General features: G+C 45.2%; 17 protein-coding genes. 12 read left to right on the top strand and 5 right to left on the bottom strand.

Annotated features, from left to right (window positions below):
- Position 1: 1 nt before the first annotated feature.
- Genes WOA13_RS06820 through WOA13_RS06790 form a run of 7 tightly spaced genes read left to right on the top strand, consistent with a single transcriptional unit; the run spans position 2 to position 6,213 of the window.
- On the top strand, positions 2-271 hold the full coding sequence (locus WOA13_RS06820) for an NADH-quinone oxidoreductase subunit J (RefSeq protein ID WP_156146059.1): 270 nt from the start codon (positions 2-4) through the stop codon (positions 269-271).
- The gene (gene fpoJ / locus WOA13_RS06815; protein ID WP_269429687.1) at positions 264-614 is read left to right on the top strand and encodes a F420H2 dehydrogenase subunit FpoJ; all 351 of its coding nucleotides are present in this window, start codon (positions 264-266) and stop codon (positions 612-614) included. Before WOA13_RS06820 ends, fpoJ begins: the two co-directional genes overlap by 8 nt.
- Positions 614-916: a F420H2 dehydrogenase subunit FpoK gene (fpoK, locus tag WOA13_RS06810; protein ID WP_342127193.1), complete on the top strand. Its 303-nt coding sequence runs from the start codon at positions 614-616 to the stop codon at positions 914-916. The genes fpoJ and fpoK overlap by 1 nt, the downstream gene beginning before the upstream one ends.
- 2 nt (positions 917-918) lie before the next feature.
- Positions 919-2,916, top strand: a complete 1,998-nt coding sequence (fpoL, locus tag WOA13_RS06805) for a F420H2 dehydrogenase subunit FpoL (RefSeq protein WP_342127192.1) — start codon at positions 919-921, stop codon at positions 2,914-2,916.
- Positions 2,916-4,403: a F(420)H(2) dehydrogenase subunit M gene (gene fpoM / locus WOA13_RS06800; protein ID WP_342127191.1), complete on the top strand. Its 1,488-nt coding sequence runs from the start codon at positions 2,916-2,918 to the stop codon at positions 4,401-4,403. Before fpoL ends, fpoM begins: the two co-directional genes overlap by 1 nt.
- A gap of 3 nt (positions 4,404-4,406) precedes the next feature.
- Positions 4,407-5,861: a F(420)H(2) dehydrogenase subunit N gene (gene fpoN, locus WOA13_RS06795; RefSeq protein ID WP_342127190.1), complete on the top strand. Its 1,455-nt coding sequence runs from the start codon at positions 4,407-4,409 to the stop codon at positions 5,859-5,861.
- A 1-nt stretch (position 5,862) separates the two neighbouring features.
- Positions 5,863-6,213: a F420H2 dehydrogenase subunit FpoO gene (locus tag WOA13_RS06790; RefSeq protein WP_048205835.1), complete on the top strand. Its 351-nt coding sequence runs from the start codon at positions 5,863-5,865 to the stop codon at positions 6,211-6,213.
- Positions 6,214-6,397: 184 nt separating this feature from the next.
- On the opposite strand, the gene WOA13_RS06785 is transcribed toward WOA13_RS06790, so the two are convergent.
- Positions 6,398-7,339 (bottom strand): nucleoside recognition domain-containing protein, encoded by a 942-nt coding sequence (locus tag WOA13_RS06785; RefSeq protein ID WP_342127189.1) that lies wholly within the window; start codon positions 7,337-7,339, stop codon positions 6,398-6,400.
- A 115-nt stretch (positions 7,340-7,454) separates the two neighbouring features.
- Between WOA13_RS06785 and WOA13_RS06780 the strand changes: the two genes are divergently transcribed.
- Genes WOA13_RS06780 through pyrG form a run of 3 tightly spaced genes read left to right on the top strand, consistent with a single transcriptional unit; the run spans position 7,455 to position 9,958 of the window.
- Positions 7,455-7,637 carry a methytransferase partner Trm112 gene (locus WOA13_RS06780; RefSeq protein WP_048205833.1) on the top strand — a complete coding sequence of 61 codons (183 nt, stop codon included), beginning with the start codon at positions 7,455-7,457 and terminating at the stop codon, positions 7,635-7,637.
- A gap of 23 nt (positions 7,638-7,660) precedes the next feature.
- On the top strand, positions 7,661-8,338 hold the full coding sequence (locus WOA13_RS06775) for a DUF7524 family protein (RefSeq protein WP_342127188.1): 678 nt from the start codon (positions 7,661-7,663) through the stop codon (positions 8,336-8,338).
- Positions 8,339-8,353: 15 nt separating this feature from the next.
- A complete protein-coding gene (gene pyrG / locus WOA13_RS06770; RefSeq protein WP_342127187.1) occupies positions 8,354-9,958 on the top strand; it encodes a glutamine hydrolyzing CTP synthase in 1,605 nt (534 codons plus the stop codon).
- Positions 9,959-10,033: 75 nt separating this feature from the next.
- On the opposite strand, the gene truD is transcribed toward pyrG, so the two are convergent.
- From truD to mptN, 4 genes are read right to left on the bottom strand one after another with little or no spacing between them, the layout of a single operon-like run.
- Positions 10,034-11,353 carry a tRNA pseudouridine(13) synthase TruD gene (truD, locus tag WOA13_RS06765; protein ID WP_342127186.1) on the bottom strand — a complete coding sequence of 440 codons (1,320 nt, stop codon included), beginning with the start codon at positions 11,351-11,353 and terminating at the stop codon, positions 10,034-10,036.
- 11 nt (positions 11,354-11,364) lie between these two features.
- On the bottom strand, positions 11,365-12,531 hold the full coding sequence (locus WOA13_RS06760; RefSeq protein WP_342127185.1) for a transglutaminase family protein: 1,167 nt from the start codon (positions 12,529-12,531) through the stop codon (positions 11,365-11,367).
- An 18-nt stretch (positions 12,532-12,549) separates the two neighbouring features.
- On the bottom strand, positions 12,550-12,897 hold the full coding sequence (gene pth2 / locus WOA13_RS06755) for a peptidyl-tRNA hydrolase Pth2 (RefSeq protein ID WP_342127184.1): 348 nt from the start codon (positions 12,895-12,897) through the stop codon (positions 12,550-12,552).
- Between the two features lie 32 nt (positions 12,898-12,929).
- Positions 12,930-13,862, bottom strand: coding sequence for a tetrahydromethanopterin:alpha-L-glutamate ligase (gene mptN, locus WOA13_RS06750; protein ID WP_342127183.1), 933 nt, complete (start codon positions 13,860-13,862; stop codon positions 12,930-12,932).
- 102 nt (positions 13,863-13,964) lie between these two features.
- Here mptN and ala point away from each other — a divergent pair, with 102 nt between their 5' ends.
- A complete protein-coding gene (ala, locus tag WOA13_RS06745; protein WP_342127182.1) occupies positions 13,965-14,954 on the top strand; it encodes an alanine dehydrogenase in 990 nt (329 codons plus the stop codon).
- A gap of 316 nt (positions 14,955-15,270) precedes the next feature.
- Positions 15,271-15,984: DUF7507 domain-containing protein (locus WOA13_RS06740; RefSeq protein WP_419095412.1), on the top strand; the 714-nt coding region annotated here is incomplete at its 3' end.

Raw genomic sequence — 15,984 nt, 5'->3', positions numbered from 1 at the left:
AATGACAGGTATAATCGAAGGTGCCATCTTCGCTATTGTCGCTCTTGTGCTTATCTCATTTGCGATATTGACAGTAGTGTCAAGGGACATAGTACGTGCAGCACTTGCACTCGTTCTTGCTATGTTCACAGTGGCTGCCGTGTACATCATGCTCAATGCACAGTTCCTGGGTATTGTCCAGATCCTTGTGTATGTCGGAGCAATCGGAGTTCTGATACTCTTCGCAGTTATGTTGACCAAGAAGAATATGGGAAGTGATGATGATGAGTGAACAACGTCCAACCATTATGGAAGCATTTGTCCATCAGTTCAATCCAAAGAGACAGATAGCAAAGTTGTTGGACCTGAAGGTTCCTTCAATCGAGTCCATCCTTAAGACATTCACAAGAATGATCATTGCAGGTTTGTTCCTTGCAGTGGTGTTAGTATCACTTTATGGTACAGGATGGCCAGCAATTGAACAACTTCCACAGAACGTCGCTGACCAGAGTAACATCAAAGCATTGGGTGTCCTTATCTTTACGGACTTTGTGATCCCATTCGAGATCCTTTCCGTAGTGTTACTTTCCTCATTGATGGGTGCCATCTATCTGGCAAAAGGAGATGATAACTGATGATTCCGTTAAATTGGTATCTTGGTCTTTCAGCTATCGTGTTCTCCATAGGTCTCTATGGTTTGATGTCACATAAGAACGGTATCAGGATGCTTATGTGTGTGGAACTTATGTTAAACTCCGCAAACATAAACCTGGTCGCCTTCTCAAGTTACAACAATGATATGACAGGGCAGGTATTTGCACTGTTCTCTATTGCAATCGCTGCAGCAGAAGCAGCTGTCGGATTTGCGATACTCATGTCAATTTACAGGATGCGCGATATGATCAACGTTGATAAACTTAACATACTGAGGTGGTAAAAATGGCAATGGAAAACCTTGCATTTTTAATACCACTGCTTCCTGCACTTGCCTTTGTGCTTACCTTCTTCCTTGGGAAGAAATTGCCATCCGGCGGTGCAATTATTCCGATCGTGGCAATAGCCATTTCATGTATAATATCACTGGCTATCACCATGGGTCTGTTGCAGAACCCTGAGCACGTAGTTACTCAGTCTGTTCACTGGTTCGCAATACTCAATCTTGGAATACTGATCGACCCGCTCGCAGCGGTAATGCTTTCAATGGTCACATTTGTGAGCCTGCTTATCCACATCTATGCTGTGGGTTACATGGCACATGACCCTGCTAAGCCAAGGTACTTTGCAGAGACCGCTCTCTTCACAGCAGCTATGCTTGGTCTGATCCTTTCAGACAACATCCTTCAGCTGTTCATTTGCTGGGAGCTTGTGGGTCTTAGCTCATACTTGCTTATCGGTTTCTGGTTCCACAAACCAGGAGCAGCTGCAGCAGCTAAAAAGGCATTCCTGACCACCAGGATCGGTGACGTCATGTTCCTTGCAGGTATCGTCCTGCTATTCTCAGACATATTTACAGTATACAATGGAGTACTTCCGGAAGGCGTATATGTCCTTCAGTTCAGTGAAATGTTCCATTTGATCCCGGAACTTGTTGCTATCAATTCAACAATACTGGGTATGGAAGTAAGTCACCTGACACTTGTGACACTGTTGTTCTTCGGTGGTGCAGTTGGTAAGTCAGGTCAGTTCCCGCTTCATGTGTGGCTGCCTGATGCAATGGAAGGTCCAACGACCGTTTCAGCTCTTATCCACGCAGCAACAATGGTTACAGCTGGTGTCTATCTTGTAGCACGTACTTTCCCAATGTTCCTTGCAGCACCTGATTCATTGATCATCGTTGCTATCGTTGGTGCTTTTACTGCACTGTTCGCAGCTACAATGGGTATCGTAATGAACGACCTTAAGAGAGTGCTTGCTTATTCAACTGTCAGTCAGCTTGGATACATGGTCCTTGGTCTTGGTCTTGGTGCAGTAGTCGGTGCAGAAGCTGTTGGAATTTCAATGTTCCACCTCATCAACCATGCATTCTTCAAGGCACTGCTCTTCCTTTGTGCAGGAAGTGTCATCCACGCTGTAGGTACACATGATATGAGACAGCTTGGTGGCGTAGGCAAGGTCATGCCGATCACATTCGCTACAATGACCGCTGCAGCACTTGCGCTTGCAGGTTTCGGTATTCCAGGTACAAGCCTCGGATTCAGTGGTTTCCTTAGTAAGGATCCAATAATCGAGTCTGCATATCTCTATGCAACAGAAACCGGTAGCTGGATGCCATACCTATTTGCTATTACAGCAGCTTTCCTCACATCCCTGTATATCTTCAGGTTGATCTTCATGACCTTTACAGGAGAGGCAAGGACAGATTATGGCGGACACGAGTCCCCTTCATCCATGACAGTACCACTTGCGATCCTTGCAGTCCTCGCAGTGATTTTCGGTGCATTGACAAGAACATCCTTCTATCACTTCATCGAAGAGACCTTTGTACACATGGATATTGAAGCACTTGCTGAGCTTGGTGGATACCACCTTGCACACCACGGACATGAACCACTTCTTGTCCTCTGGATGCCACTGATCGTGGCAGTTGCAGGTCTTGTCATTGCTTACCTGATCTACAACAGGAGAGTAGTTGACATGAGCAGCATTGTTTCAAGGAACAATCCTGTTTACAAGTTGCTCTACAACAGGTATTATCAGCATCAGATCTTTGTTGAGTTCTTCTCTGTAAAGATCATCTACGAGGGCCTTGCACTTGCAGGTTACTATTCAGACAAGATGCTGGACTGGCTTGTCAACGGTACAAGTTACGTGCTTATTGAAGCAGGAGACTCCCTCAGGAAGTTCCAGACAGGGGTCATACAGCACTATGCAGCAGCAGTTGTTGCAGGTGTAGGCCTGCTGGTCGTTCTGATCAAGCTGGTCATGGAGGTCTTCTAATGTTACCAATATTATCTTTGATCGTGCTGATTCCAATTTTGTTCTCAGCCGTGACATTCTTAACAAAAACAAGGGAACAGGCAAGGATATCCGCTTTAGTGGGTACTCTGATCACACTGGTCCTGACACTCTACATGTACTTCTCATTCGACAGTACGACAGCAGCTATGCAGTTTGAGGAAATGGCAAACTGGATCCCATCACTTGGTATCAGCTATCACCTTGGTGTTGATGGCGTTTCCATGCCTCTTATCTTGCTCAATGCTATTGTTATCCCACTGTTGATCATCTACACATGGGATGATGTGAGGTCAGCACCTAACAGGTTCTATGGTCTGATACTTGCAATGCAGGGGGCAGTCATTGGTGTTTTCGTAGCACTTGACTTCTTCATATTCTATATCTTCTGGGAGCTTACCCTCGTACCATTGTTCTTCATGGTAAACATCTGGGGTGGTTCCAACAAGAAGCATGCAGCAATCAAGTTCTTCATCTACACTCACGTCGCATCCCTTGTGATGCTTCTGGGTATATTTGCTCTGTACTTCAACGCATGGTCCATCACAGGTTCTCCGAACATGGACATGGCACATCTGATCAGCCAGTTCCAGTTCTTTGAGTCCGGAATTCTCAGGGATGCAATATTCCTTGCATTGCTCTTTGGATTCATTGTGAAACTTCCTGTAGTGCCATTCCACTCTTGGTTACCGGATGCATATTCCGAGGCACCAACAGCAGGCAGTGTACTTTTCATACTGCTTAAGATCGGTGGATATGGCCTGTTCAGAGTAATGCTTCCAATGTTGCCATTCACAGCAACCCCAAGCCTCATGATCACCATCATGGGAGCACTTGGTGCAGTGAGCATCCTCTACGGTGCATTCCTTGCACTTGCACAGAAGGACCTCAAGAGAATGATCGCATACTCCAGTATCAGCCACATGGGATACGTTACCCTCGGTTGTGCTGGTCTGGTGAGCCTTTCCGTATCCGGTGCAATGTTCCAGCAGTTCTCACACGGACTTATCATGAGCATTATGTTCATGTCATGTGGTGTGATCCAGACTGCAACAGGTACAAGGATCATCAACGAACTTGGTGGTCTTGCACAGAAGATGCCAAAGCTCACAGTGATCATGGTACTCGGATTCATGGCATCACTTGGTCTGCCTGGACTTACCGGTTTCATTGCAGAGTTCCTTGTGCTGACATTCAGTTTCATTAATGTGCCAACCTATGTGATCATTGCACTGCTGGCAATCGTGATTACAGCAGCATATCACCTCTGGGCATTGCAGAGGGCAATGTTCGGTACTTTCAATGAGAAGCTCGGTGAGATCGTGGACATCTCGTCCTACCAGACATTGTCCATGGGGATCATCGCCCTGCTTGTACTGTACTTTGGACTGAACCCAAGTCCGGTGCTGGATATGATGATAACGAATTCAGAAAAGATCGTCAGCCTTATGGCTGTAATGGGGGTGTGAGAAATGGTAGATCTTATGTTACTCGCACCTGAAATAACGCTCCTGGTAACAGGACTTGCGATTGTACTGTTAGGTTTGTTCCTTTCAGGCCAGTCTAAGAAAATACTCGGATACATCGCAACACTTGGCTGTCTGATTGCCCTGATGTTCACACTGAACAGTTTTGGCACCACAGCGGTCATGTTCTCGAACTCACTGAGCATTGATGCACTATCACAGTTCTTCAAGCTCGTGTTCCTTACAGTTGCGACACTTGTGTCCATAGCATCCATCAAATACACTGATGGCAACGACCACACAGATGAGTTCTATGCTCTTACGCTCTTTGCAACCATCGGTATGATGATGGTAGCATCAGCAAATGATCTCATGGTACTCTTCGTTGCATTCGAGCTTGCAAGTCTTGCAACATACGGTCTTGCAGGTTTCGAGAAGAAGAACCCTGCATCCACAGAAGCAGCAATGAAGTACTTCATTATTGGTTCACTTTCAGCTGCTCTGCTGTTGCTCGGTATCGGATACGTTTACGGTACAACAGGAACCACCAACATTGAGGCAATTGCCCAGAACATCGGCCTGCTTACAACCAGTCCAATGGGAATCCTTTCCCTTGTACTGCTCATCGCAGGATTTGGTTTCAAGATCGCTCTTGTACCATTCCACATGTGGGCACCTGACACCTATCAGGGTTCACCTTCAGTGGTATCCGCACTTCTGGCAGCCGGTTCCAAGAAGATGGGATTCGTTGCAGCTTTCAAGGTCTTCATCACAGGTCTTATCGCCCTTCAGGCAGACTGGCAGATGGCATTCGCCATTCTTGCAGTGATCACAATGACCTACGGTAACATCGTAGCATTGTCACAGACCAGCGTAAAGCGCATGCTCGCTTACTCATCCCTTGCACAGGCAGGATATATCACAATGGCATTTGTGGTCATGACCCCACTGGCATTGACCGGTGGTATCCTCTATGCGCTCTCACATGGCTTCATGAAAGCAGGAGCTTTCATCGCAACAGCTGCTGTGGTCTACATGGCAACATCAGAGAACAAGGATATACTGAAAGCTGACCACCTTGACAGCTTCAAGGGTCTTGGTAAGAGAATGCCAATTACAGCACTCTGCCTGACCGTCTTTGTATTCGCATTGGCCGGTATCCCGCCAACAGCAGGTTACATGAGCAAGTTCGTCTTGTTCTCATCAACCATCGAATCAGGACTTGTCTGGCTTGCAGTGATCGCTATCCTTAACAGCGCACTTTCACTGTACTACTACGCAAGAGTTGTCAGGTACATGTATGCTATGCCAGCAGAAGGTGAGAGGGTCTCAGAACCAATGCCATACGTCGTTGCACTGCTCGTAGCAGTTGCAGGTGTACTGGCAATCGGTATCTGGCCAGAACCATTCGTGAACATGGCAATGGAAGCCGCAAAAGTATTGATCCCTGGAGGTATGTAAAATGGCAGATTGTGACCTTTGCGGAGTAGCAATTCCAACCGTATGTCCTGTAAGGGTATTTGCTCCAAAGTTCGAGCAATCCTATCCTGAAGGTGTATGGAAGGGTCTTTGCAGCGGCTGTCTTGAGAACGCTAAGAAGGCCTATGACGAGGCGATTGAGAACAAGGCAACCGGCACATTTGGTAAATGTGACCTTTGCGGTGCAGATGGACAGTTACAGGATGTGGAGATCAATATCCCATCCTTCTCAAAGGGCTATGAGCTTGAGAGAAAGAAGATCTGCATGAAATGCCTTGAACAAAGCAGTGATGCCTACGAAAATAAGGATGAACTGCTTGGTGAACATCACTGAAGGTCAGTCTTACTGACCTTTCTTTTCTCTTTTTTTAAAATTAATTGTTGCTTTAAATTTGACTCTATCCTGATGGTTCGTTATTTTCCAATAGATCACTTCATGGACGAACTATAGTTTCAGCTCAGTTGATAACTTTGGACCGTTTTCTAATCTGATCATTTCCTGTTTCATCGGTCTCCTATCATATTCTTGCTATGGATAGTAATATGATAAGGAGAATGAACCTGATGATCATGCTTATTCCGGTTGAGAATGCCACGATCCTCAATCCGATCCTTGGGCCGAAAATAGATACATAACGGGGAATTATTGCTCTGACACTGAATATTGGCAGCATGAACATGCTTCCGAGCATAAGTACTATCATCGCCTGCAGGGATGAGATGCCACCATCACTAATCATAGGGCCAAGCAGCGATACTCCGAGGATCGGGCTGGCAACATATGTCGTAAGCGGTATTATGCTCTCGGGGGGAATGCCAAATATATCTGCAAGAGGGAGCACGCTGAAGATCTCAAAAGCACCTCTTTCCCTCAGGGCAAAGATCAGTGTCGTCATTGTCAGGTAGATAACAGCGATCTTCGTAAAGAGGCGTTTTTGCCTTTTGAATGCTTTTTTCATAGCATCTTTAATGTGGGGCCTTTCTGTTGGTTCTGCTTTGGGCACAGAGCATGTATGCTCCCGGAACCAGATCCTGCTCAGTATTATAACAATAGAAACCTTCACAAAGGCACTGAGTATGAAGACCATTACGTAGAATCCTCCAACCACAGGGCCGAGTGCGGGAAGTACGATCGGTATCTGGTAGGTAAGGATCTCCCGAATGTATGCCGGTGTGCTGTTAAGGACCGCACAAAGCATTGTCTCACGTTCATTAAGACAGCCTTCGTCCTTAATTTTCACAACCATACTGTTCGCTGCTACGGTGGACCCAAGTGATACAAGAAACGCAGAGGCGCAGGCTTGTGGGAGGTGAGTGTGCCTGAAAAGAGGTTCAGTGAACCTTGAGAACTTTTGCATAAGTCCCATCTCAATAAGCAACCCTGTTCCAAAAAGGCCCACAAATATAGTGGCGATCACAGGGAGTGCAAAATCAAGCACCCTTATAAGCAGCTCGAACATAACCCTATAATGATAATAACTTGTAAATGAATCTATTTGAATGAAGGCATTACGTTCTTTTGAAAAACCAAAACCTTGATATGATGTGCAATACTTTTTTGTCTGGTGATCGTAAATGAAGAAAGATCTCATGGATATTCTGGCATGTCCCATATGCAAAGGAGACCTTGTTCTGAATATCTCAAAGGAAGATGAAAAGGAAATAATCTCGGGAACACTTTATTGTTCTAAATGTGATGAGTATTTCCCTATTGAGGATGGCATTCCTAATATGCTCCCTCCTGATCTCAGGGAATGATCTTATAGCGAGGCTGATTACACTTGCAACAGGTACACATAAACCGTCTTGGTGTGAATTCCATTGAATTTGAATCCGATGTATTGGAGATTCCCTTATCTCCCGGCGGTGAGAACAGTTTTGAGATCGTGATAATAAATTACGGTTCCCCTACCCATGTACACCTGTCTGCCAGTGACGGGCTCCATGACAACCTGACATTTTTGGAAGATAACCCTTACGTTTCACATGAAGAATATGTGCCCGTCATTGCCCGTATTCCTTTTGACGGTCGTCTTCTGAACAAGGGCAAGATCTTTGTCACAGTGGGCTATGGTTCAAAAACTGAAAGTTTCACTGTAAAGATCGGTATGGCTGATCCGGAGGACGGCCCGGTGCCTATAGAAATAGACGAAAGCCTTTCATCACCTGCTCCTGTAATTTCCGGAAAGGACAATTATGAGAAAGGAAGGCAGATCTCTGATATGTTCCCCGGGATTGCCGAGGCTTTAAACCGGACATTGAATTCAAGGAATCTTGTATTGGTTTTTGCAGTAATTGTTATTTTATCTCTGATCTACCTGGCTATACGTTTCGTATCAGGTGCTGATATAGAGATCGGGTTTGAGATCGACTTTTATACTTCGTTGGCTTTTACAATACTGTTCACGGCTTTAGTTGCTTACCTGTTAATAAAACTTCCAATATTTAATAATGAATGAGGTAGTTGAATCCACATGAAATATATCATCGTAACCGGTGGAGTTATGAGTGGTCTGGGAAAAGGGATCACCACAGCTTCTGTCGGAAGGAATCTTAAAAATAAAGGCTATAATGTCACAGCCATAAAGATCGACCCCTACATCAACATTGATGCGGGTACCATGAGCCCTTATCAGCACGGTGAGGTCTATGTCCTGAAGGACGGTGGCGAGGTGGATCTTGATCTTGGAAACTATGAACGTTTCCTTGATACCGAACTCACCAGGGACCACAACCTTACCACAGGTAAGGTCTACCAATCTGTGATCAACAAAGAGCGCAGGGGAGAATACCTGGGTAAGACCGTACAGATCATTCCTCACATAACCAATGAGATTAAGGAAAGAATACGAAGAGTAGCAGCAAAAAGCGGTGCTGATGTATGTCTCATAGAGGTCGGTGGTACCGTTGGTGATATCGAGAGCATGCCATTCCTCGAGGCAGTGAGGCAGATGTACAGGGAAGAGTCCCCTGAGAACATCGCATTCCTTCATGTAACACTGGTTCCTATGGATTCACAGGGTGACCAGAAAACCAAACCAACGCAGCATTCTGTAAAAGAGCTAAGAGAACTTGGTCTCACTCCACACGTAATTGTTGCAAGGTGTAAGAGTGCCCTTATGGAAAGCACCCGTTCCAAGATCGCCCTTTTCTGTGATGTGCCGGTGGAAGCTGTCATCAGTGCCCACGACTCTGCTGACATCTATGAGGTTCCGCTCCAGCTCGAGAACGAAGGCCTCAGTGAGTTCCTTTTAAAGAAACTTGACCTTGTTAAGCCCACGACAGAGGATGCAAAGTGGAAAGAAATGGTCCAGAGGATGAACAACCCATCTGGTCACGTAAAGGTTGCTGTCGTTGGAAAATACACCCACCTTGAAGATTCCTATATCAGTATTGTGGAATCCCTCAAGCATGGTGCCATTGAATCCGGTTGCAAGTTTGATATAACCTGGTTCGACGCGGAAGCTTTCGATGATGATCCAGAGGCTGTCGACAAGCTTGTCGGCTTTGACGGAATTCTCGTCCCAGGAGGATTCGGTGAACGTGGTACTGAAGGTAAGATCCTGTCGATCAAATTTGCAAGGGAGAACAATATCCCATACCTTGGACTCTGTCTTGGAATGCAGCTTGCTGTGGTAGAGTTTGCAAGGAATGTAGCCGGACTTGAAGGTGCGAACAGCAGCGAGTTCGATGAGGATACTCCTTATCCTGTGATAGACCTTCTTCCGGAACAGGAAAATGTGGTGGATATGGGTGCAACAATGCGTCTTGGTGATTATGAAGCAACCTTAAGGGAAGGGTCACTTGCAGAGAACATCTATGGCGAGACCACAATTATCGAGCGTCACAGGCACAGGTATGAGGTAAATCCCAATTATGTCGATCGCATTGAAGAATGCGGCATGATCTTCTCCGGAAAGAACAAGAACAGGATGGAAATTGCAGAGGTCCCTGAGAACGACTTCTATTTCGCATCTCAGTTCCACCCTGAATTCAAGTCAAGGCCGGGAAGGCCATCACCACCTTTCAAGGCATTCATGGATGCAATGCTTAAAAAGAGCAAGGAAAGAAAGGACTGATATGATATCGTCCTTTTCTTCTTTTTTATTTTAATTTTCAAGTTTTTAGTTGTCTGTTTTTTGATCTTGGTCCGATCAGCTCATTCTTGAAGGCTCAACCTTCATATACTCTCTGAGAACGGTTGTGGCATAGCTTCCCTTCGGGAGGCTGAAGTCAAGTGTAACGCTGAATTTTCCGGCATTGATCTCATCTTCGCTGATCGTGTAGTTTGGATCAACTCCAAGAAGAATTTCCCTGCGAAGTCCCTTTGATGCCATTTTATCCATTGAAGGAACCTTAAACCCTTCAAGAGGTACATCCAGTTCTTCCAGTACATTCCGTTCGATCTCTCCCGGTACGCCGGAAGCCATCTGGGTGTCATAGCCGACAAGTGGTGCCGTTACGAACGCCCGTTTCCTTTTGATGAGGTTGTTCATACCATCAATGTTGTCTTCAGTTACCTGCTCAATGCGGGAATTGTCCGGCAGTCCTTCCTTGTTCTTGAAACAGACGATATCTCCCACAACAGCACGGTTTAGTGGCAGACCTTTCTCAATACGCTGACAAATGATGGTATTGTAAATGTATGACTGGTATGCGTGGACGAACATCTTTCTGATGTTCATTGGGACTGTCTCAAATGCCCCGGCAAAATCCTCAGGTTTCGATACCAGATGATGCATCATGGCACGTTCATACCTCAGTTGCACCGGATATGCCTTCAGTCCCTCTACATAATCCCTGTTGTTAAAGACCATTTCACGCACTTCTCTTGTCTCTTCCGGCTCACCGGGATATGCAGCTGCTATGTAATCGATGGCAGCTTTTTCAATGTCTCCTCTTACAATGGATTCTCCGACAACATGTGTGATCGGTCTCAATGCCCCGAAACGCTGTATCCCAAAGAAATTGGGCACTCCGCCCTGTTCTTTAATGGAATCTGTTGTTTCCTGCATTCTGCTCTCCAGCTCATCCTTGTCAATATCGATCTCTCTTACAGTTATGATGAACTCGTTGCCTGTAAGGTCTCCAAGCCCGATGTCCCTGTTCGATCTGCCGATCACTTTAAGTTCAACATCCTTGAGGTTTATGCTCTCAATTCTTTCCTCAGGAACATCATAGAAACTGATCTTCTGCGTAGTAACAGCTCTTTTGTCTTTGGTGCCTGCAAAACCAATGCGTTTCTGGCTGATCCCAAGTATCCTTGAGATGTCCCTAATCAGGTGATGCGTTTCCCAATTATGCTTGGTAAGCTCGACAATTGTGTATTTTCCCTTATCTCCTTCTTCACGGTTCGTGATCTCAATAACCCTGAAATCCTCTATCTGCCGACGTAGGGCTCCTCCTATTCCGGGGGTATTGCTAGTATAAAGTTCAATACCGATCTGTTCTTCTACAGGTGGGACTTTGTACATGTTTTTCTCCTTCAGTCAGGAATGATATCTATTATATTGACTGTTTCAGTATCCGTAAAGATCCAGGAATCATCCGTTGGAACTGCTCCTGCAGGCAGGTCACCTGCATAGAGTCCGGATGTTGTGTCAAGTATGAGCCAGGATCCGTATTCATCAGTTGTGTAATACACAGGGACACAGCCATAGTATTTTTTCACTGCATCGATGTTCTCTCTTGCAACTTCGCCTTTTCCGATGTACACGGTGGCAAAGGCATGCGTGTCGGTAAAGTACATACGGCTACTTCCACCGATTGCTTCTACAAGTGAAGAAAGCAGGATGGCAGAATCGTCGCAGTCTCCTGCACTTACTTTCAATGTCTCGTCAGGCGTGGCCCAGTAGTCCTCTCCTCGAGGGTCTGTCATGTATTTGATGTTGCTCTTCACATGGTCGAAAAGCGAACAGACCTGGTATATATTGTATTCTCCCGGATATTCCATTGCACCGGAAGCGGCAAGCGCACGCACATTCTCGCTTCGGGGGTCTACCTTGTCATTTGTGATTGTGAACAGGGGTTCTTCATTGGTTCTGTATTCAACAATGGTCTCATTGACTGAAGGCATAACCTCAATGCTGATCTCTTCCAGGTACTGTGTTCCATAATCGTACCATTGATCTGAGCTTGTTTGTGCAAGTATCCCAAACCCGATCTTAAGGTCCATGGAATCAACATCTTCAGGTATGTCAAGACAGATAAATCCGATACTTTTCTTTTCATTTGTATCGATCGTGTACCCTGCTTCCTGTCCCATGAACTTTCCGTTATTCAGCTGTACTCCATAGCTATAGATGAAGATGGGATTGTCTTCCCTGTTCTCAACGACAAGTTCTATTGTTGCAGGATTATTTTCATAGAAATTAGTGTAGTAATATGAGGTGGCAATTCCCAGGGCAGGGGCACGTGTTGAAGTGGACCGGGGCTTTTCTTCCAGGCGGTCAGCTTTTTCATAGATTACCTTTGGAACTGTCAGTTCTTCGGAATCAATAATATGATCTGAAGTTTCGGATGCAAAGTAGTTGAGTATGGGTAGTTCCTGTATATCCCGGGGATCTACCATGTCGGATACGGCAAAGGATGCGACCGATGCCAGTACCAGAATGGCTATTATAGTTATTAACAGGCAGTGACGACATACCATTAATTTGCCCCTTCTGGCTTATAATAATTTCAGGGAACCTGTGACCTTGTCAATAGCTTCCACCTTTGCAGGTCCGATGCCAAGGACGGTGACCGTTCCGGGGGGTACTTCGGTAAGTCCTGCATCTGTTATCAATGCTGTGGGCAACCCCTCCCTTCTTGCTTTTTCTTTAAGCTCGAAAAGGTCCTGAAGCTTTTCTGCCCTTAAAACCACCTTCTTCTGTCCTCCCTCTTTCCATTGTTCGAGGTCGGAACGCTTTGCCCACTCCGCAGCTGATACGGCAGCATGTGCTACCTGTACAGCAAGTTTTCCCTTTGAGAGTTTCAGGTCATCCCTGATCACGATACACTGTTTATATTCTGCCATCTGAAAGGTCCCCGATCAATATGCGTTATATCTTATATTTCTCCGATAACATCCTTTATGATATCTTCTGCTGCATTAATTCCCCATGCTTTATAAATACCTGCTACTGAAGGCGTACCATTGACCTCCAGTACAAAAGTTTCAGTTGCTTCCTCTTCTTTCGGATCTCTTTTTTCGATGAGGTCAACTCCCGCAAAGAAGGCCCCTATGGCTTCGGCAGCTTTCACACAGATGTGCTCCTGCTCCGGTGTCAACAGGCATTGGGAAGCGTCACCTCCCTGGCTCAGGTTGTTGATCCATGATCCTTCAGGCGCTGTCCTGTATATGGCTCCGATGACCTTTCCATTGACAACAAATGCACGGATGTCCCTTCCCGGATTTTCAATAAATTCCTGTATGTATAACATCCCTCTCTGCTCAAGAAGCTTATCTATGTGTTCTGCAATGCCCCTCTCCCGGACTTTTCCATCTTCAGATATGGGCATTCCGTTCCTTACTCTGAGAATTCCTATTCCTTTGTAGCCGAAAACGGGTTTTATTACGGCGTCTTTCATCTCTTCAAGTGCTTCCATTGCACTTTCAGTATCCTGGACAACCTTTGTTCCTGGTACTGGAAGTCCGTTTTTTGAAAGCAAACAGGATGCGTAATATTTGTTAGCGGCATTCTGAATGGCGGAGGGTGAGTTAATGATAAGTACTCCTTGCTCTTCGAGCTGCCTGAGTATATCGAAGCGGAAAGATACTCCTTCAAAAGCACCTGCACCAACATCCCTGACAATGATCGCATCGAACTGCAATGGATCGATCTTTCCAATGCGCCATTCAGGATGTTTTCCGATTGATACTTCTGCATCCCTAAGATCCATGATCTGATGCTCAACATTGCTGTTCTGGCATGCCCGGCCAAAAGCAATAGCTGTTGGGTCTTCAGGGTCGGTGACTATGATACCTATCTTTCTCATCATAACTAAATTATGTTAGCAGTACATCAATATATCGCAAATTATAATTTGAATTTCTAAAGGAATCCAGTAAGTTTATACGCTCTGTTATCCATCTGTTAATGGGTGATAAACTTGGATGTTCTATGGCTGGACCAGAATGATGTGAGGTCGTTGCTCGATCTTTCTGATGCAATGGATGCTGTTGAGAAAGCGTTTGAACAGCATGGCAGGAAGAAAGTTCAGATGCCACCAAAATCATACCTGTATTTTGAATCTCATAATGGTGACCTGCGTACCATGCCTGCATACCTTGAAGAACAGGATGTTGCAGGTGTGAAGATAGTGAATGTCCATCCTGATAATCGCCAGAAAGGTTTGCCTACCGTCATGGCACTTTTCGTCCTGAACTCAACTGAAACAGGTGCGCCTCTTGCAGTTATGGATGCCTCTCTACTGACAGATATCAGGACAGGAGCAGCGGGTGGAATAGCCGCAAAACATCTTGCACGTCCCGAATCCCGTGTCCTGGGGCTAGTGGGATCAGGAAACCAGGCAAGAACTCAACTGCTTGCAATTGCTAATGTTTTCGATCTTCAGGAGGTCAAGGTCTATAGTGTACATGAGGAACGTGCTGAGCAGTTCAAACAGGAGATGGAGTGCAAAGCAGGTTGTACTATTATTGTATGTTCATCAATCGAGGAAGTATGTGATTGCGATATCCTCGTTACTGTAACTCCCGTAAGGGAACCCATCGTTAAGAGCGAGTGGATCAAACCAGGAACCCACATAAATGCAATTGGTGCGGATGCAGTTGGAAAGGAAGAACTTGAAGCATCACTGTTGCTGCGTTCCCGGGTTGTTGTGGATGATATGGTTCAGGCATCACATTCCGGTGAGGTCAATGTCCCTCTTGCAGAAGGTCAGATCACTGTGAGTGATATCTGCTGTGAGATCGGTGAGGTTATTGCAGGTCTGAAGCCGGGGCGTGAGGATGATTCGGATATCACGATATTTGATTCCACAGGTCTTGCGATACAAGATGTTGCAACAGCACTTCTGGTGTATAATGCAGCGAAAAAGAAAGGTGTAGGTAAAAATCTTCCGATTTTCTGATTGCATGTTGATTTGCCGCATCTTATTCGAAAGGTCCTTTCACATTCTAAAATGTGAGAACTTTATAGAATAATGTTTGTTCAAATCATTTTTTCCTTTTTTATTCTTGCTTTTACGAGTCTTTATTTCCATGCATTGAATTTCTTTGAATTAACACTTATGGCGATAGCTGCTGTTTCCTCTATTTTCTTTGTATTAATAACCACAACTTCTCATTATTATGATGATAATTGTATTTCCCGCAATAGATATATTTATATATTGTCTTATTTTATACCATTACTTATATACAATAGAAAGAAGGTGGCGATTCGGTATGCATCCAATAATCAAACCATTAGGTATCCTATTAATGATCACTCTGCTAATGAGTGGTCTCACAAGTATTTCTACTAATTCACCGGGGCTTGCCCCCGATCCAACGGATGATAATCATGAGAGTACCTACTCTGAATGGGAAGATGCATTTGTGATTTCCAAGGATAGAGGTATCACTATGTCTAGATCCGGTGGTGAAGGTAGTGGTCCTACAGTTACTGATCCTGAAGATGATAAACTGTCCATCACTATTGAGAAATACACTAATGGCTCTGACAGCGATAATGCTCCAGGTCTAGAACTTTTGGCTGGAACTACCGTTGAATGGACTTATGAGGTCACCAACACAGGTGATCTTCCCCTTCAGAATGTTGCAGTTTCAGATAACGATAGCACCGTTGATCCTTTGTACGTGAGCGGAGACTTTAATGAAAATGAAATTCTGGATTCGGGTGAAGTTTGGCTTTACAATGCTACTGGTATGACTAAAGAAGGTCAGTATTCTAATATTGGTGATGTCACCGCTTTCCATGGAAGTACAATGTTATATGCTGAAGACCTTAGTCACTACTTCGGTGTAACTGAAACTGTGTTCGAGGCTTTACCATCCATTGACCTTGAGAAGCATACCAATGGTCATGACAATGATACTGCTCCTGGTCTGGATATCCTTGCAGGTTCTGCTGTGGAGTGGACTTATCATGTCAACAAC

The sequence above is a fragment of the Methanococcoides sp. LMO-2 genome (assembly GCF_038432375.1).
GTDB lineage: Archaea > Halobacteriota > Methanosarcinia > Methanosarcinales > Methanosarcinaceae > Methanococcoides > Methanococcoides cohabitans.
This window is presented reverse-complemented; position numbering and strand designations above follow the sequence as displayed.